This window comes from Gordonia sp. NPDC003422 (assembly GCF_053588675.1).
This window is the reverse complement of the sequence record NZ_JBSFQL010000007.1, coordinates 116,882-133,582: the sequence shown is the minus strand read 5'-3', so window position 1 is coordinate 133,582 and position 16,701 is coordinate 116,882. Positions and strand designations below refer to the sequence as shown.

At 66.3% G+C, this 16,701-nt stretch carries 17 protein-coding genes; 7 read left to right on the top strand and 10 right to left on the bottom strand.

Going from position 1 to position 16,701, the window contains the following annotated elements; genetic code table 11:
- The first annotated feature begins 161 nt into the window (after positions 1–161).
- Entirely contained in the window at positions 162–290 is a 129-nt protein-coding gene (locus tag ACWDTF_RS08405; RefSeq protein WP_449754268.1) for a hypothetical protein, read from the top strand.
- A 754-nt stretch (positions 291–1,044) separates the two neighbouring features.
- Here the strand turns inward: ACWDTF_RS08405 and ACWDTF_RS08400 are convergent.
- From ACWDTF_RS08400 to ACWDTF_RS08370, 7 genes are all read right to left on the bottom strand, one after another.
- A complete protein-coding gene (locus ACWDTF_RS08400) occupies positions 1,045–1,992 on the bottom strand; it encodes an esterase/lipase family protein (RefSeq protein ID WP_374247440.1) in 948 nt (315 codons plus the stop codon).
- A complete protein-coding gene (locus tag ACWDTF_RS08395) occupies positions 1,989–3,164 on the bottom strand; it encodes a DNA polymerase IV (protein ID WP_449754267.1) in 1,176 nt (391 codons plus the stop codon). Before ACWDTF_RS08395 ends, ACWDTF_RS08400 begins: the two co-directional genes overlap by 4 nt.
- 121 nt (positions 3,165–3,285) lie before the next feature.
- Positions 3,286–4,476, bottom strand: coding sequence for an esterase/lipase family protein (locus tag ACWDTF_RS08390; RefSeq protein ID WP_355275534.1), 1,191 nt, complete (start codon positions 4,474–4,476; stop codon positions 3,286–3,288).
- A 43-nt stretch (positions 4,477–4,519) separates the two neighbouring features.
- Positions 4,520–5,218: a hypothetical protein gene (locus tag ACWDTF_RS08385; protein ID WP_355275532.1), complete on the bottom strand. Its 699-nt coding sequence runs from the start codon at positions 5,216–5,218 to the stop codon at positions 4,520–4,522.
- 300 nt (positions 5,219–5,518) lie between these two features.
- The gene (locus ACWDTF_RS08380) at positions 5,519–7,009 is read right to left on the bottom strand and encodes an Hsp70 family protein (protein WP_355275530.1); all 1,491 of its coding nucleotides are present in this window, start codon (positions 7,007–7,009) and stop codon (positions 5,519–5,521) included.
- A gap of 100 nt (positions 7,010–7,109) precedes the next feature.
- Complete coding sequence (locus tag ACWDTF_RS08375) at positions 7,110–8,957, bottom strand: dynamin family protein (protein ID WP_355275528.1); 1,848 nt, start codon at positions 8,955–8,957, stop codon at positions 7,110–7,112.
- A 38-nt stretch (positions 8,958–8,995) separates the two neighbouring features.
- The gene (locus ACWDTF_RS08370) at positions 8,996–10,405 is read right to left on the bottom strand and encodes a GTPase (RefSeq protein ID WP_449754266.1); all 1,410 of its coding nucleotides are present in this window, start codon (positions 10,403–10,405) and stop codon (positions 8,996–8,998) included.
- Positions 10,406–10,485: 80 nt separating this feature from the next.
- Between ACWDTF_RS08370 and ACWDTF_RS08365 the strand changes: the two genes are divergently transcribed.
- From ACWDTF_RS08365 to ACWDTF_RS08355, 3 genes are all read left to right on the top strand, one after another.
- A complete protein-coding gene (locus ACWDTF_RS08365; protein WP_355275524.1) occupies positions 10,486–10,794 on the top strand; it encodes a hypothetical protein in 309 nt (102 codons plus the stop codon).
- A gap of 125 nt (positions 10,795–10,919) precedes the next feature.
- A complete protein-coding gene (locus ACWDTF_RS08360) occupies positions 10,920–11,486 on the top strand; it encodes an RNA polymerase sigma factor (RefSeq protein ID WP_355275522.1) in 567 nt (188 codons plus the stop codon).
- 112 nt (positions 11,487–11,598) lie between these two features.
- Positions 11,599–11,910, top strand: a complete 312-nt coding sequence (locus tag ACWDTF_RS08355) for a hypothetical protein (RefSeq protein ID WP_355275520.1) — start codon at positions 11,599–11,601, stop codon at positions 11,908–11,910.
- A 128-nt stretch (positions 11,911–12,038) separates the two neighbouring features.
- Here ACWDTF_RS08355 and ACWDTF_RS08350 read toward each other — a convergent pair whose 3' ends face one another.
- On the bottom strand, positions 12,039–12,254 hold the full coding sequence (locus ACWDTF_RS08350; RefSeq protein ID WP_433258206.1) for a hypothetical protein: 216 nt from the start codon (positions 12,252–12,254) through the stop codon (positions 12,039–12,041).
- A gap of 29 nt (positions 12,255–12,283) precedes the next feature.
- On the opposite strand from ACWDTF_RS08350, the gene ACWDTF_RS08345 reads away from it, so the two are divergent.
- The 3 genes from ACWDTF_RS08345 (at position 12,284) to ACWDTF_RS08335 (ending at position 14,145) form a co-directional block, all read left to right on the top strand.
- Positions 12,284–12,658, top strand: coding sequence for a VOC family protein (locus tag ACWDTF_RS08345; RefSeq protein WP_355275516.1), 375 nt, complete (start codon positions 12,284–12,286; stop codon positions 12,656–12,658).
- 203 nt (positions 12,659–12,861) lie between these two features.
- The gene (locus ACWDTF_RS08340) at positions 12,862–13,740 is read left to right on the top strand and encodes an AlbA family DNA-binding domain-containing protein (RefSeq protein ID WP_355275538.1); all 879 of its coding nucleotides are present in this window, start codon (positions 12,862–12,864) and stop codon (positions 13,738–13,740) included.
- 117 nt (positions 13,741–13,857) lie between these two features.
- The gene (locus ACWDTF_RS08335) at positions 13,858–14,145 is read left to right on the top strand and encodes a hypothetical protein (RefSeq protein WP_355275514.1); all 288 of its coding nucleotides are present in this window, start codon (positions 13,858–13,860) and stop codon (positions 14,143–14,145) included.
- Between the two features lie 69 nt (positions 14,146–14,214).
- On the opposite strand, the gene ACWDTF_RS08330 is transcribed toward ACWDTF_RS08335, so the two are convergent.
- Together ACWDTF_RS08330 and ACWDTF_RS08325 are read right to left on the bottom strand one after the other, a co-directional pair.
- Positions 14,215–15,009, bottom strand: a complete 795-nt coding sequence (locus tag ACWDTF_RS08330; RefSeq protein WP_355275512.1) for a carbon-nitrogen hydrolase family protein — start codon at positions 15,007–15,009, stop codon at positions 14,215–14,217.
- A gap of 4 nt (positions 15,010–15,013) precedes the next feature.
- Positions 15,014–16,675, bottom strand: coding sequence for a flavin monoamine oxidase family protein (locus ACWDTF_RS08325; RefSeq protein ID WP_355275510.1), 1,662 nt, complete (start codon positions 16,673–16,675; stop codon positions 15,014–15,016).
- Positions 16,676–16,701: the final 26 nt, after the last annotated feature.

Genomic DNA, 16,701 nt, shown 5'->3' with positions numbered 1-16,701 from the left:
CTGCGGCAATCTGCACCTGGGAGGCTGGCCACGTGCATAGTGCACGTGGTCGGGATGGGGTGCAGACATCCGACGGGGTCGCGGTGCGTTCCATGCTTGAACGGCTCGCCCGCGGGGGTCGGCGTCTGAAACGGTCGCCGTGAGGTGTCACCGAGGGCAATATGCCCTCGGAGTGCACTGAGGAGGCCCGTTTCGGACGCGTGCCGGTGAGTCGGATTGCCTTCGCGCTCAGCGACCACGCTCTGCCCGCCTCGACGATCACCGACGAGGTCGGCGGGTGGGTCGGCTGATCCGAAGGGTGCTGCTTTCGGCCTCCTGAACTGCGGAATTGCGTCAGCGTCCTGCCGCAAGAATCTAGGGGAAGAACTTCCTCCCCCAAGTTCTAAGTCGTCCCCGCGAAAATTTGTGGGGAGGACTCCAACGCCAGGGGAAGAAGCTTCTTCCCCTACTTTCTTGTGCGCCCCAGGCCCGACGACCACCCTCGTCTGAGTGCGCGTCGGCGTGCCGCGAACCATAACCCGCGTCTGGCCAGAAACCCGATGCGCGCCAGCGGTTTCTGGCCTCACCTGCGGGTTCTGGCCACAGGTGCGGTTTCCGCGAGGCCGCGCTGTTCCCGCCGCCGATCGCCGACGAGGTCGGCGGGTGGATCGCTGATCCGACGAGTTCGGTGACTAGCGCCCTGACCTGCACATAAGCGTCCACCACCCCACCGCTCTCTGAGGTACCCGAGGCGCCAGCCGAGGGATACCTCGAAGGGCAGGCGAACGGGCCACGTCAGCGAGGCGCCGGACCACTGGAAGTAGGGGAAGGTTCTTCCCCTACTTTCTGCCCCTGCTTGTTGAGTCGCCCGCGAGAAAATTCGCGGGGAGGACTCCAGGGATAGGGGACGAGTTTCTTCCCCTATTTTTCGTGGATCATCGTCGCCGCGCCGCGCTCCACGCCCCTCTTCCCGCCGCCGCGATCGCTGACAAGGTCGGCGGGTGGGTCGCTGACTCGAAGAGTCCCATCCGCTGCCGGAGTTGCTCGAGGTAGCGGAAAGGGACCTCAAATGGTCTGTGCCACTGGAACACACGGGATCGGCGGCGCACGTGCCGGGTCGAGGGCAGCCAGCACCAGCGCGGTCGACCGGCGGCCCGCGACCAGCCCGAGGTGGCCGGAATGATCTGCGGCGCAACCATCTTGCAGAACGATGTTGCGAACCGTCGTCCCGGTCGGCCCGGCGAGCAGACCGTTGGTGTAAGGGGTGACGATCTCGTCGTGGCGGGTCACGATGTTGGTGTATCGGATGCCGGGCAGATAGGGCGTCGGCCGACGCACTGCCGCGTTGAAGTCGAGATCCCTTGGCGGCGAGCTGCATTCCGGACATGAGCGACGCGGACCGGACACGCCGAGCAGATCACGGAGGCGGTAGATCGACTCCCCGCGTGCGTCGTCCTCGTCGGGTCCTTGGCGCCAGTACGGAGCGAGAGACACGTAGTGGGCAACCGAACCGGCACCACCCAGATACTTGAGCCAGTACGTGGGGATCTCGGTGCCGAGCGAATGCCCGACGATGTCGACCTGACGCGCCCCGGTCGCGGCCCGCACATGATCCGCGAATATCTTGACCTGCCAAGCACTGTCGAGCTTGGGGCCCAGCCCGCCCAGCGCCGACGCCGGCCACACCTCACCCAGAGTGCCGTAGGTGGGTGCAAAGACGCAGTATCCGGCGTTGTGCAGGACCGCTGCCAGCGTCGCCCAGTTGGTCTGTCGGCCACCACCGCTGCCGTGCAGCAGGATCACCGGACGCGGATGCGCCGTCGTCGGCCGGCAACGAAAGTCGTTGGTACCCGGCAGCGACCCGCCAGGACGACGCAGCTCTGCTTCGATACCGGCGCGATAGTCGTAGGTCACAGCGATCGGGCGATCTGCGTGCGCCGACGCCGCCAGACCCGACAACGTCGTCAGCACGCCGAGAGCGATCACCACCGTCGCCTGCCTCACGCCGATCATGCTGTCCCCGCACTCGTCTCCCGGCCCCCGCCGATCTCGTTGTCACCGCCGACTTCGGTGTCGTCATCGGTCTCGAGGTCGAGCCGCACGCCGAGCAACCGGACCGGACGGTCGATCTCGAACTTGGCGAGCAACTCGGCGACCTCCGCTTCCAGCGTGTCGTAGTCGGTGGTGGGCGCATCGAGCTTGTGCGACTTGGTGCGGGTGAAGAAGGTCGTTGTCCGCACCGTGACCGCCACCCGGAACGGCATGCGTTCTTCGCCGACCACCTGGTCGAGCAGGTCACGCAGCAGATCGGCGGCTGCCGAACGCATCTCGTCGTAGGTGTGCAGATCACGGGCAAAGGTCTGCGATTTGGAATGCGACCGAGCCAGCCACGGCTCCGGCGTCACCGTCGAGTCACCGCCACCCCGGCTCAGCACGTACAGCCAGTTGCCCTGATGGGGTCCGAACAACGCGATCAGCACGTCACGCGGAGTGCCGATCAGATCCTGCACCAACTCGATTCCGTTACGGCCCAGCTTGGCCGACGTCTTGGGCCCGACACTCCACAGGTCCCGGGTGGGCCGCTCGCCCATCAGGTCGAGCCAGTTACGACCGTCCAGCAGGAAGACCTTCGGCGACTCGACGACCGAGCCGGAGTCGTTGGGACGCTTGGCAAATCCGGTGGCCATCTTGGCCCGCTGCTTGTTGTCACTGATACCCACGCAGCTGCTCAACCCGCACTCGTCACGGATGTCGGCACGGATCCGCGTGGCCAGCGCCGCGATCTCGGCGTCGTCGAGCGACGGTTCGCCCCCGTCGAGCGACCCGACACCGAGGTACGCCTCGTCCCATCCCCACACCTCGACCGGGTGGCCGTATCCGCGAAGCACCTCCATGACCTCCGCCGACGCGACGTCGTAAGCACCCAAGTCGAGTGGTAGGTACACCGCATCGGGCATCTTGCGATAGGCCGCGCGCAGCGGCATGCCTGCGCGCACACCGTACTCGCGTGCCTCATACGACGCGCACGTCACCACTTTGCGTGCTTCTGTGGGATCGCCATTGCCGCCGACGATCACCGGGACGTCCACCAGTTCGGGACTGCGCAAACGTTCCACCGAAACCTGGAACTGGTCGAGATCGACGTGCAGGAGCCACCGATAACGCGATGGGTCCGAGGCGGTCACAAGTCGCAGGGTACGCCTGTAGACCACGGTCGGGCCGATCGATCGACGATCGGCCCGACCGGTCCCTCATCGACGCCCTCCCCGGCGTCCGCATGAGGGAGTCAGAAGGAGTCAGAAGGAGTCAGAAGCTGAAGAACCACGGACTCGGCCCGCACGCGAGACGCGGGAATCGCACCGGATCCAGCGAATGCAGCGCGATGGAGATCGCCCGCGGCGAGTACGACATCGCCAGGTGATCGGAGGTGTCTTGTTCACAACCGTTCTGCAGGACGATGTTCCGCACTCCGGGGCGACGGATGAACGTGAGGTCGTAGGGTGTTGTCACCTCGTCGTACCGGGTGCCGACAATCGTGTAATCGACTCCGGGGAACACCAGCTTCGATCGGTTCAGGTTCCGGATGAACGGCGAGTCGACCGTCTGCTGGATACCGGAACGACCGACGAAGATCTCGACCACGCCCAGCACGTTGAAAGCCGGACCGAGATTGTTGATACCCCGGCCGAGCGCGCCGATGCCCAGCAGCGTCGTCCCCTTGTTGGTCGCCCCGAAGGTGATCAGCCTGCCGATCTTATTGCGCTCGGGATGCCGATCGTCGGCTCCCCCACCGAACTTCATCCACTGTCGCGCGACGAGACCACCCTGGGAATGCCCGATGATGTCGACCTTCGACGCACCGGTCGCTCGTCGTACCCGATCGATGTACTGACCGAGCTGCGCGGCCGAGTATTCAATGGCCACAACACCGTTCGTGCCCGGGAGCGCTACCCCCAGGCCGCCGCCGTTGAGCAGGTCGGTGCGCCCGTAATTCGGCGCGAAGACACAGTAGCCGGCCCGTTTCAGGACAGGTGCGAACGCAGCCCAATTGTCGTACGCGTTCTCCCAGGTGCCGTGGACGAGTACCACCGGATTCTGCCCGGCCTTCGGCTTGCACGAAAAGTCGTTGGCGCCGGGTGGTGCCGCATTTGGATGAACCTGGCCGTAGGCGAAAGCCGGCCAGAAACCTCGCTGGGCCGGACCGGCCGCACCGGTGTCCGGAACCGGCCCCAGTGGCCGGGTCGCCACGTCGTGGGTCAGGGCGTTGACGGCCCGCACCTGACCCTTCGCCGCACCCTGCCGCTGTGCTGAGTTGATGTAGTCGACGATTCGCTGTGCCTGCGCTGTCTCGTCCGCGATCGCGGACGGTGCCGCCACGGTTGTCCGAGCTCCTGACGGCTCGGCTTGCACCGGCACGGCGGTGATGGCAAAGCTCGTGATCACCACCGCCGCCACGAATGCAGCGACTCTGCCCGACACCCTCTTGTACGCCGTCACGGCGTTCCCCCTTTGATTCATCGTCATCTCGAGAACGCGCATCTCACGGCTGTGCGATGCGTAATTGCCTTGTGCGCAAACCGATGCGCTGGCATGTCGCGCGTAACGCATGCGGGTTGTAGCGCACGAGCGAGAACTCCTCGGTGTCCCCGCGGCGGCGCTCGGCGGCAGCGAAGAACGAGCTCGCCTTGGTCACGTACAGTGTCAGGAGCATCGCCGACTCCGCATCCAGTCCCGGGAGTGCTCGTGCCAGAACCCGGCCCAACAGCGACCGATCCCGATGCAGCGGCGGCGGGACCAGATTGAGCGCCGGCGACGCGGTGGTGCAGTTCGTCGGATCTGTCACGGCATGCACGGCGACCAATGCGAACCCGATCGAGACGATCGCGCGCACATCCGGGTCGTCGGCGCGGCGCGGGTGCGCCATGATCGTCGCCAGTCCGCGAACCGGCAGAGACGATGGCATCTTGTTCATATGTGCTGCGCTACATCGTGTTTCGCCCAGAATTTCGAGCGCCATCGTCTTCAGTTGCGCGACGGTGCGGACGTGCTGCCGAAGTGTCGCGGCCAACGCTGCCGCCGTTTCCCCGGCCAAGCCGAACCGGCTGGGCTGGGCGAGCAATGCGTTGAGACCCGGCACAACGATCAGTTGCTCGATCTCGATGGCCTCGAGCAACGCGGCAGCCCCGAGATACCGCTTCGTGGTGCGCTGCGGCAGGTACAGGTCAAGTACATCGGTCATCAAAGCCCTCCCCTCAACCCCGACCGGATGTAAGGTTCCCCGTCGCTTCGCTCGCCCCGCAGCGAAATTCCCCGTCGCTTCGCTCGCCCCGCAGCGAAACTCCGCGTCGCTTCGCTCGCCTTGAACCAGCGACAAGCCAGAACTGTTGCACGAGAGCGTGTCTGCTCCCCCAATGACCCCCTGCGACGGCGCTACCCGTGAGTAGGTTACCGATGCGTAGCCTACGTTAGGGTATGGCGGGGCCCGTGTAAAGCCCAGATTGTGATCGAAGTTACCTGCGAATCTCTCAGCGTGAATCCCTCAGCGGGATTCTCGCGGACCGATCGGCCGGACATGAGGAGCACGCCCGGCCGGCCGGCCGCCATTGGACGAGAACCGCGCCGGCACGCGGTGCAGCGATGCCCAGGCGCCGTGCGGCAGATCGGGCGGTCCGATCACCATGAACACGGCCCCGGGCGACACAGGCACCCCCGGCCGCAGGTTCACCCCGTCCACCACCCCATCGCACGGAGCTTCCAATACCGCCCTGCCCGACGGCATGTCGACGGTCGCCAACGCGGCCCCGGTACGAACCGGCTGCCCGTTGCGCACGTGCACCGCAGACACCATCGAGCCGGGTTGGGCCTGCGGGAAGGTGATCCGGTTGCCGGCCTGGTTCCGGGCGGCGCCGATCACTGATATCGCCGCCGACGCCGGTACCTCGACGTTCGTCGATCGCAGCAGTCCACCCTGCGCGACAACGACTTTCGGGTCACCGATCCGCGCCACCCGGCCGACCGCCGACAGCGCTGCCTGCACGGCCGGAATGCTGCTGGTTCCGCCGGTCACGTAGACCGCCAATCGCTCGGAAGGCTTGTCCGAGGCCTGCGCACCCTGCACCGCGTCGGCCCCCTTGATGGCCTCGCGCGTGAGTTCGGTGGCACGTTCGACGAACGGCGCGACCATGGATTCGAACTCGCGGCGGGTGAGCAGCAGCGAGCGTCCGACGTCGGGCAACTCGATCGCCGCCTGCGAGTTCTCCGACAACGCCTCCTTGGCCATCCGCACCTTCTCGGCCAGGATGAGCTGATTTGCGTTGCCGCGCAGTCGTTCCGGCAGTGCAGGGTCGAGTTCGGCAGCCTCGTCGGAGACCCAGCGCAGCAAGCGCACATCGAAATCGCGACCACCGAGGTAGTTGTCACCGCCAGAGCCGACGACGGTGAAGCTGCCGTCGGTGTCACGCATGAGCACGGCAACGTCGCAGGTTCCGGCGCCGAAGTCGAAGACACACATCCGTTCACCCGGCGAGACGTCGTGACCCCGATACACGTAGTACCACGCGGCGGCCAGCGACTCCGACGCCAACCGGATCTGGTCCGGGCGGATGCCACCGCGTTCGGCGCCGTGGCGCAGGACGCGCTTGCGACGCTCGCTCCACTTGTCGGGGTGGGTCAGGACGACCGAGTCGAATGCCGGCAGTCCGCTGTGCCGCAGCGCCGCGTGATGGACGTGACGAAGGACCGCACCGATCAGATCCTCGACCGGCCAGAAGCGATCACCGAGTTCGACCTCGCCCTCGGCGATGCGGGACTTCGGGGTGCCTTCGAAGGCATCTGGACGCTGCAGCCGACTCGCGATGGCCGCGGCGCCGACGGACAGCGAGTCGCCGTCGGCGAACACGGCCGACGGCATTGCGACTCCCTCGCGTGACAGCGGCACGACGACGGGTTCGGCGACGCCCACGCGGTAGGCCGCGGCGGTGTTGCTGGTGCCGAAGTCGATGCACAGCCGCCGTTTGACGTCCTCTGGCACCGGGCACCTCCTCTGTACAGAACACTTTCACACGCGCCGCGGCGATCTGCCCATGGTTCCACACCCGGACACCTGGCAGCCTCTCCGCCGGCTGAGCAGTCTATGGAGCGGGACGGGTGCGCAGCACCGTCGCGATCGACTTGCGCACACCGTCGATGGCCGTCACCTGGGTGCGCAACTCGTTGACCGTCTGCTGACGCTGCGCGGTCGACTTCTTGGATTCCGCGGCCGCCTCGTTGATGATCGCCGTCGACTCGGCGATCCGCTTCTCCAGGAGCGCGCCATAGGCGATGCGCAGTTCGCCGACCGCCTGGCCGTTCATCGCCTTCAGTTGTGACCGCAGATCGGCCTTCATGTCGTTCGCGGCCTTGGTCAGCCACTTGCGGTGGTTCTCCTTGCCCACCCGCGAGGCCCGGAAGCCGATGACGATGCCCGACCAGATGGGCACGGCCACCAGGTTGACGCCGGGGATCAAGGCGAGCGGCCCGCCGGCGGCCATGGCACTGAGCAGGATCGGATCGACCATGTTCTTCCACGGCGACACCTTCTGCTGCCCGCGCAGGGCCAGCTCGTCACCCTCCGACAGCCGCGTCAGCACCGACCCCCGGATCTCGGCGTCGTCGAACAGGTCATCGGCGATCTCCTCCACACCGGCCACGAACATCTCGCTGACGGTGCGCGCGGCCGCTTCCAGGTCGACGGTCATCTGCCCGACCAACTCCTTCGACGCGCGGTGCGGTTCGTAGAACTTCAACTTGTCGATCCGCATGGACCACTGGGTCACCAGGGTCTCGAACTCGTCGCGCAGCAGGTCGTCGGCTCGGACCGCCAACTCGGTCAGTTGCTGCTGCAACCGGTGCGCCCACTCCTGTTTTCGCGCCCGAAGTTGTTGCAGCCGATCACGTTCGGCCTCCACCTCCGCTTTGATCTGCGGGGCGGCGGCGGTCGCCTTGATCTCCAGCACCAACCGGCCGCGTACGTCGTCGAGTCCGACGAAGGTCACCTGCAGGGCGTTGCGCACGGACGAGTCTGCCGAGCCCCGCACCAACGACGTGAGCGTGTGTGCCAGCTCGGCGATACCCGACGCGTCCAGCGCGCGTCGTGCTCGTTCGGGGTCGGTGATCGCGGTCGCCTGCTCGGCGATCCGATTGGACACACCGATGATCGGGATGTGCGCGAAGCGCGGGGCGTGGCTGGTGATGAGGGCGCGGTTCTCGGCGACGATCGTGCGCCACTGCCGCATCACCAGGTCGATCTTGGTGACCACCAGCACCACCGAGGCGATCTCCGCGCTGATCGTGTTGAGGAAAGTCAGTTCCGGGGCGCTCATGGGGGCGGTCGCGTCGCACACCATCAGCAGGACGCCGGCACCGCGGGAAGCCGTCACCGCCGCCTGGACATGTTCGGCGACCAGGGAACCGACCCCCGGTGTGTCGACGATGATCGTGTCGGGCAGCAGGGTCGAATCGATGGCGACGCGCGCGCCGACCACCGGCAACCCGACCGTGCCCCCGTCCGCGGCCTCGTCGGCGACGATGGCGGCACCGTCGGCATGACGACCGTCGACGGTCACCCACTCGGACAACTCGGCGGCAGCGATGGTCCGGGTCAGTCCAGGGAACTCGATCTCTGCGGCACCCAGGTCGAGGTCCGGCGTGGCCGGGACGAACCGGACGTAGACCGCGGTGGTGATCTCGGTGTCGACCGGAGCCAGACCTGGTTGTCCGGCAAGGACATTGACCAGAGAACTCTTCCCGCGGCTCACCTCGCCGACCACCACCACACTGCCCTCCGGGGCGGGACGCGCCCGCACCTGCAGGGCCCGTTCGGCAACCTCGCCCTCGCCGTGTTTGCGGAGCAGGTCGAGCGCGCTCTGCAGCACGGCATCGGCATTCACGGTGGCCTTGCCCGCAGCGGGTTCGGCTTTGCCGGCGACCTTCTCGCTCATGAGGTGCACTCCGTTCTCATGTCACACAGGCTCACACATCAACTGGCCCAGAGGCCGCGGCGCACCAGCTGATAGGTCTGCTCGAGCACCAGCAGCGCCTCCCGCTCGGCCGACGACGCGGCCAGCGACCGGCGTGCGCGGGCGTCGGCGGCGCGTTGGCGCGCGACGTCCTCGATCTGCGCGGGCGGGGCACCCGGCGGCAACGACAGCAACTGGTGGACGCTGCGCACGGCGATGGCGTAGGTCAGTTCGCCGATCACGTCGCTGTCGGGCTGCCAGCGGGCCAGCGACTCCACCGCGGCCACCTCGCGCAAACGATGTGCCTCCGGCGTGCTCTCGGTGTCCTCGATCGCGCCCAGGATCGCGTCCCGATTCGGGCTCCGGTAGGCCGCCGCCCGCAGCTCGGCGATCGTCGTCCGCGCCTTGAGCACGTCGCCCACCGCGACGAATCGTCGCCCGATCGCCAGACGCAGTTCAGCGAGACCCGACGCGTGGTGACACCAGTCGCAGAACGCCTGCGCACCCTGTGCGGCAATCTCGGCACCCGCATCCATCGCGTAGGCCCCGACGAGTTCTTCGACACGCGCGAGGTCGTCGACGGACACACCGGGTGGCGGCGGGACACTGCCGTCGAGGATCGACAGCAGCTCCCAGCTCTCGATCTGGCCCCGACGCGCGATCTGCGCGGTCTCCCGCTCGGTCAGCCCACAGACACCCGCCTCGGCCATCAACCCGGAGATCGCCACCACGGCACCCGCTATGGCTCCGAATCGGCGCCAGATCCGGCGGGCGATCTCCTGCGCCTTCACCATCGGCGCGTCGGCGGCGATCAGATCCGCTTGGGAGAGAACGAGAATGGTGTTCTGGGCCGACGCTCCGCAGGTCTGGAGGAACTCCACCTCGTCGTCCTTGGGACCGGCCGCGTCGTCGAGCAGGAACAGGATGACGTCGGGGCGGGGCAGGCCGCCGCGCGGTGTCGTCGACCCACCGCCGAACACACGTCGCGTCGCGATTTCCGCGGTGCCGGTGAAGCCCGACAACCCTGGTGTGTCGATCACCTGGAAGGTGTCGCGCAGCAATCGCGACGGAATGTAGGCGACGGCGTGGTCGATCTCCTCGGGTGCCCGGCCGAGCTCGCCGCGCATCGGGCCGGGTAACTCCTCGACCGAACCGTCGAGGCCGATCACCTCGATGCGCTGCGGCGACCCGGCCGCGTAGAGGGTCGCGACCTGTGTGCACTCCGCACGGTCGGTCGGCGCCACCCGATCCCCGACCAGGGCATTGAGCAGCGTCGACTTGCCCGAGCTGACCCGTCCCACGAGCGCGACGGTCAGCGGATGGGCCAACTGGGCGCGCAATCCGCTGACGAGTTCGGCATCGCCGGAGATCTGCGCCACCTCGTCGAGCAACTGCTCGATCCTGCCCCGCAGGGTGATGCGCCGGCCCACGCGATACCGCCTTCGGATAGTCGGGAACTTTTTCGCCGCCCCGTCTCTCCAAGAGGATATGACGATCAGGAGCAGCAGCGATGACCGATACACCCGATGACTTCGACGCGTGGTTGATCGCCAACGACCCGGGCGCACTGACCGTCCCCGACGACGTCTGGGCGACCACGTTGGCCGGCTCCTTCGATCCGGCGCATGAGGTCGACGATGATCTCACCGAGCCGGTCGGCGAAGAGACCGACGTCGATGTCGACTCTCCCGAGGTGGAGACGGTCGACGACGACGCCGACTTCGTCGTCGACGACGCGGGGGTCTGGGACGAGGCCGCGTCGTTCGACGATGACCACGATGCGGCAGCTGCCGACGATGTCGACGACATCGACATCTGACCTTCACGTTACGGCCGCTGCCCGAAGTACCGGAAATGTCGGATGAACTGCGGCAAACCCGCACCGGCTCTACCATGAGCGGGTGCCCGCCCGGACCGGCTCCCACCCACGTTTCGAGGCCTGACATGCCGTCATCGGAACCCATCGCCCCAGGGCTGGAAGCTGCCGAGAATGGTTCCGCAGAAACCGAACTCATCGATCGTGCGCGTACGGGTGATCAGCGCGCCTTCGGTGAACTCGTCGAGGCGCAACGCGACCGGATGTGGGCGATCTGCTTGCGCATCACGGGCAATCCGCACGACGCCGAGGATGCGCTGCAGGACGCGCTGGTCGCGGCGTGGCGCGCCATCGGCCGGTATCGCGGCGACGCCAAGCTGTCGACCTGGCTGTTCCGTATCGCGTCGAATGCTGCACTCGCCCAGATCCGCAAGCGCCCCGACACCGACGACATCGACGACCACCAACCGGTGTCGACGGTCGACTTCACGTCCGGCATCGTATTGTCCGACCGCATCCAGGACGCGCTGAGCCGGGTGCCGGACGCATATCGGGCCACGTTCGTCCTGCGCGTATACGGCGACCTGAGCTATGCCGAGATCGCCGAGGCGCAAGGCATCGGCGTCCAGACCGTTCGCAGCCGGATCTCCCGCGCGCGCGACATCCTGCAGGACCTGTTGGCGGACGTGCGATGAGTGCCCGTGCCTCGCCGCCGAGTCTTTTGCAGGGACCGGGAACATTTTCGAACTCCCAGCACTCCAATCGATACAACATCAATCGGCAACACCAACCCGATAGGACCGAACAATGACCGAACCAACCCCCGTGGACGTCGACGGCGACGGCGTGACCGATGCACTGGTGGTCGACACCGACAATGACGGCGTCGACGACGCCGTCATCACCGACGTGAACAACGACGGCCTCGTCGAGATCTCCGTCGACACCAATGAGGACGGCGAAATCGACGCCGTCGGTTACGACGTGGACGGTGACGCCGAGGCCGACGTCATTGCGGTCGACACCGACTTCGACGGCACCTTCGACACGGTTGTCGACTCGGAAGGCAACGAGGTCGCCGACGCCACCGTCGACGAAGATGGCAACGTCGACGTGTGATGTAGCGTGACCCCGGAGAATCCCGGTGTGCCCAGGCACACCGGGATTCTCGGTGTGAGCGCCGAAGGGCGCAGGCGCACGAAAGGCGGTCCCACGACTGGTGGGACCGCCTTTGCTGCGCCTGCCGGTCAGTGCAAGAACTTGTTGCAGATTCCGGTGGTCACCCGCGAGTTGACTCGCTGGTGGATCCAGTAGCAGTGGCTCGGCAGGCCCCGGGCGTACTGACCGTTGATCTGGTAGCACCGGAAATTGCTCAACGAGCAGTAGAAGATGAGGAACACGCGCTTCAGGTGGTAACGAGGACCGAAGCTGTCCTCGATACCCGCGATGATAGGTCTTGTCATCAACATCACCACAGCGAAGGACCGACATCATGGACTGGACACTCGAAGTCGCTTTTCTCCCCGTCACCGACGTCGACCGGGCAAAGGACTTCTACACGCGCGTCGGATTCCACGCCGACCACGACCAGTCCCCCAGTGACGACATCCGATTCGTCCAGATGACACCGCCTGGATCGGGATGTTCGATCGCCTTCGGCAAGGGCCTGGTCGACGCCGCACCACCGAATGCCGGCACCCTGATGCTCTGCGTCTCCGACATCAACGCCGCCCACCAACACCTCGTCGACGCGGGCATCGAGGTCAGCGACGTCGACATTCAGCCGTGGGGGCACTTCGTCTACTTCGACGACCCCGACGGCAACCACTGGAACGTGCAGTTCCTCCCGTACCGCGACCAGGGCTGATCAGACGTGTTCGTCGCCGACCCTCTGACCTACCGAAATCCGTACGTGGCAGCCCAGCCGAGTGCACAGTGCGTCTCGTCGGGCTGACAGGTACAGCTTTCCGAGGGTGGGGGTCGGCGATGCCGGCCGGCGCGGTTGGCGATACTGGCCGGGTGCGCGACGACTCGTTTCTGAACCTGGCCGCCGGCGGCGGCATCCGCCCCGTGGCCGACACCACCGAGATCGAGACGGCGGTCCCGGTGTGGACCGCGGCCATCGGCATCCTCATCGTGCTGGCGGTCGCGATGGTCTTCGCCGGGGTCGCCAGACTGGTATTGCGCCGCCACGCACACCTCGAACTCACGACATGCATCGTGCTGTCGATGCTCGGGTCGACGGTGGGACTGCTGGTCGCCGGCCTCATCGACCGTCACATCCGGGTGCTGAATCCGGTCACCATCCTGTTGGCGCTCGCCGGGTCGATCGTCGTGGTCGCGATCTACGGCGCCGTCGCCGCCCGCTTCCAGCGTCAACAGCACGCCCCGATCACCGACCTCATCGCGCAGGGCGAGTCCGACCGCGTCGAGTTCAAGTCCACCGCGCGCATCAATCTGCGCACCGGACAGAAAGATCCGAAGATGGAGCACGTCATCGCGAAGACCATCGCGGCGTTCGTCAACGCCGACGGCGGCACACTCCTGATCGGCGTCGACGACGACGGCACACCTCTCGGTCTCGACCCCGACTACGCGACGCTCAAGGTCCCCGACGCCGACCGCTTCGAACTGTGGTTGCGCGACCTGCTCACCACGACGCTCGGCCAGAACTCTGCCGCCTCCGTCGGGGTCTCCATCGAAGATGTTGCGGTTCAAGACGGTTCGCAGCCGGTCTGCCGAATCACCTGCGTACCTTCACCGCAGCCCGTCTACCTGAAGCCGGGTAAGAACGCACTACCCGAATTGTGGGTGCGCACCGGCAATTCCAGCCGCCAGCTCAACGTCGACGCCGCAGCCGACTACGTCATGCACCGTTGGCCGTTGGGTGCCGGTTCGGCGCTGGCAGCGCAGGCGCGCGCAGCGATTCGGTTCTCCGTGGAGCGGTAATCGTGTCATTCATCTGAATGTGTGGGGACACCCCTGGAACATTCCGGCGCCGGCGGCCCTCCTATCCACAGAACGGCACTCGAGCCGATCACCGCCCACACACAAGGAGAAGACATCATGGCAGGAACGAAGATCGACCTCGACGGCAACGGCACCACCGACGCCGTCGGCGAAGACTACGACAACAACGGCACCATCGACGGCCTGGTCACCGACGTCAACGGCGACGGACTGGTCGAGGTCACCTACGACCTCGACGGCGACGGCCAGTTCGACGACGGCGCAGCCTTCGACACCGACGGCGACGGCATCGCCGACACCGGCGCATTCGACACCGACGGCGACGGCGAATTCGAGACCGCCCTCACCGACACCGACGGAGACGGCGACCTCGACGTCCTCTGACACCCCCCTCCCCCGAATTCGGCCCCCGCTCACCACGAGCGGGGGCCGAAAGTGTCTTGCCGAACGGTGTCAATAGATCTCCGGACGACGGTCCCGCAAGTACGGGTACCGCGCCCGCGACGTCTCCAACACCGTTCGGTCGACGTCGAGGACCACAAGGGCCGACTCGCGACCGGCAGTGGCGATGCTCTCACTCGTCGGAGCGACGCCGACGCTACGCCCGCCATACTGCAGATCTCCTTCTGAACCACAGTAATTCGCGTAGGCGATGAACACTTGACTCTCCAGAGCTCGCGCCGGGAGCAGCACGTCCTGCACCACGTCGTAGGCGATCATGTTGGCGGTCGGCACACACACCACCTCGGCGCCGCGCACCGCAAGCGACCGCACGAGTTCACCGAATTCGACCTCGTAGCAGGTCAACAACCCGAGGCGCCATCCGTTCAGCGAAACGACAGGTGGCGCAACGTCGCCCGCATCGACCATCGCCCGGTCGACGTCGCCGAACAGGTGCGTCTTGTGGTGTGTCGCTACGACCGTCCCGCCACGGTCCACCAGCCTGATCGTATTGAATACCCGACCGTCGGAGCCGATCTCGGCGCACCCGTACAGCACTGCGACACCCGACCGGACAGCGATGTCGGAAACCCATTGGGCGATCGGACCATCCGGAGGCTCGGCGAGCGCGCGCACCGCGTCGGCACCGATGTTGTACCCGGTGACGAACATCTCGGGAGTGATCAGCAGATCCGCGGATCGTGCGGCGGCCTCCATCGCGGCCGATTCGAGACGATCGAGATTGTCGCCGACGCATCCTGGCTGAGACTCGCACTGCCAAAGCGCTATTCGGAGGATATCGGTCATTCGGTCACAACCCGATGTCGATCGGTCCGAGGTCGGCATAACAGTCGCCCGGACCGGGGTTGTCGGGGTGCGAGGCGCCACCGAAATGGTGGATCACACCCCATACGGCGTTGAGCGCGGTCTGCACCGCCCCTTCGACCCAGGCGGGCATGAACGACACGTCGTCGCCCGCGATGAAGATGCCGCGCTCGGCGTCGGGCAGTCGATCCTGCCCGTGGAAGTGGCCGTACATCCGCGTGTTGTAGCGATAGTGTCCGGGGAGCGCGCCCTTGAACGCCCCAAGGAAGTGTGGTTCGTTCTCCCAGCTGACTGTGATCGGCCGCCCGACGATGTGCTCGGCGATGTCGACGTCGGGATAGATCTTGCGTAATGCGTCCAGCGCCAACGAGACCCGCTTGTCCACCGGGTGCGGCAGCACCTTGAGCGCGTCGCTCATCCACGTGTAGCTCAGGCAGATGACGCCGGGCCGGTCGGGCCCGTTGTCGAACAGGTAGGTGCCGCGGGTCAACCGGTCGGTCAACGTCATGCTGAGCACATCACGGCCCGTCGCCGGGTCCCGGTCCAACCAGAACGGTCGGTCCACCATCACGAACGTCTTGGACGACTGCATGTACCGGGTACGGTCGAGGGCCATCCACAGATCCTGACTGAACAGGCTTTCGTCGCACTCGATCTCGGTCGAGAGCAGCCACGCCTGGCAGGTGGCGATGACGGCCGGGTACACGTGGGAGTGGCCCCAGGTGTCGACGATCTCGATGCGGTCCGGGCCGAGGCGGCGCACCGCGGCCACTCCCGCGCGGGGCACGCCGCTGTGCAGCGACGACAAACTCGTGCCGACGGGCCAATGTGCGATCTTGGGCGGACTCTCCGACCACAGCCGGCGCGGTAGCTGTTCGACGCCGCCGACGATGAGATGCTGATCGGTGTCGCAGTTGGTGACCACCACCCGAAAGATCTCCAGCATCGAGTTGGCGAAGTCGGAATCCCAACCGCCGGTGCCGAAGCCGACCTGGCCGAACAACTCCCGGTGACGGAAGCTCAGCGAACCGAACTCGTCGGAGGTGGCGAGGAAATCGTAGAAGCTCCGGTCGTCCCAATCGACCACCAACCGGTTCCACAGCTCTTTCAGTCTCGGGCGGTCACGCTCGCGAATCGCGTCCTGCAGCGCAGAGAATCCGGCAACGCGTTCCAGCGCACTGTCCCAGGCCTTTTCGATCTCGGTGTAGATCGGCGGCAGATCGTCGAGACTGCGGGCGTAGAGCGTTTCCCCACCGAGGTCGATGACGGTGCTGCCGGCCGCCTCGGTCAACGGATTCGGGAATGGACGCGTCCGCAGTCCGAACTTGTCGACGTAGTGGAAGAAGGTCGACGACGACGCCGGGAACCGCATACCCCCGAGCTCGGCGACCTCCGGTTCCCCGGGTACGAAGTGCTCCGACCGCAGGCGCCCACCGATTCGTTCTGGCTCGTAGACCACCGGCCGCAGCCCGATTTTCATCAGCTCGTAGGCCGCGACCATGCCGGCCATCCCCGCGCCGATGATGGCGACCTCCGAGCCGAGGGCATCCGGCGGCACCGACCCGATCCCCGACGGATGGGTGATCCAGTCGTCGTAGGCGAACGGGAAGTCGGGACCGAAGATCGTCACCGGCCGATTGGGCTGCACACCGTGAGAGTAGGACAGCACGGGCC

Coding starts and splice junctions, on each gene's coding strand:
- ACWDTF_RS08365 (WP_355275524.1), top strand. CDS start 10,486: ATGACCGATACACCCGATGACTTCGACGCGTGGTTGATCGCCAACGAC.
- ACWDTF_RS08385 (WP_355275532.1), bottom strand. CDS start 5,218: ATGACCGATGTACTTGACCTGTACCTGCCGCAGCGCACCACGAAGCGG.
- ACWDTF_RS08355 (WP_355275520.1), top strand. CDS start 11,599: ATGACCGAACCAACCCCCGTGGACGTCGACGGCGACGGCGTGACCGAT.
- ACWDTF_RS08360 (WP_355275522.1), top strand. CDS start 10,920: ATGCCGTCATCGGAACCCATCGCCCCAGGGCTGGAAGCTGCCGAGAAT.
- ACWDTF_RS08375 (WP_355275528.1), bottom strand. CDS start 8,957: ATGAGCGAGAAGGTCGCCGGCAAAGCCGAACCCGCTGCGGGCAAGGCC.
- ACWDTF_RS08405 (WP_449754268.1), top strand. CDS start 162: ATGCCCTCGGAGTGCACTGAGGAGGCCCGTTTCGGACGCGTGCCGGTG.
- ACWDTF_RS08350 (WP_433258206.1), bottom strand. CDS start 12,254: ATGACAAGACCTATCATCGCGGGTATCGAGGACAGCTTCGGTCCTCGT.
- ACWDTF_RS08330 (WP_355275512.1), bottom strand. CDS start 15,009: ATGACCGATATCCTCCGAATAGCGCTTTGGCAGTGCGAGTCTCAGCCA.
- ACWDTF_RS08400 (WP_374247440.1), bottom strand. CDS start 1,992: ATGATCGGCGTGAGGCAGGCGACGGTGGTGATCGCTCTCGGCGTGCTG.
- ACWDTF_RS08335 (WP_355275514.1), top strand. CDS start 13,858: ATGGCAGGAACGAAGATCGACCTCGACGGCAACGGCACCACCGACGCC.
- ACWDTF_RS08345 (WP_355275516.1), top strand. CDS start 12,284: ATGGACTGGACACTCGAAGTCGCTTTTCTCCCCGTCACCGACGTCGAC.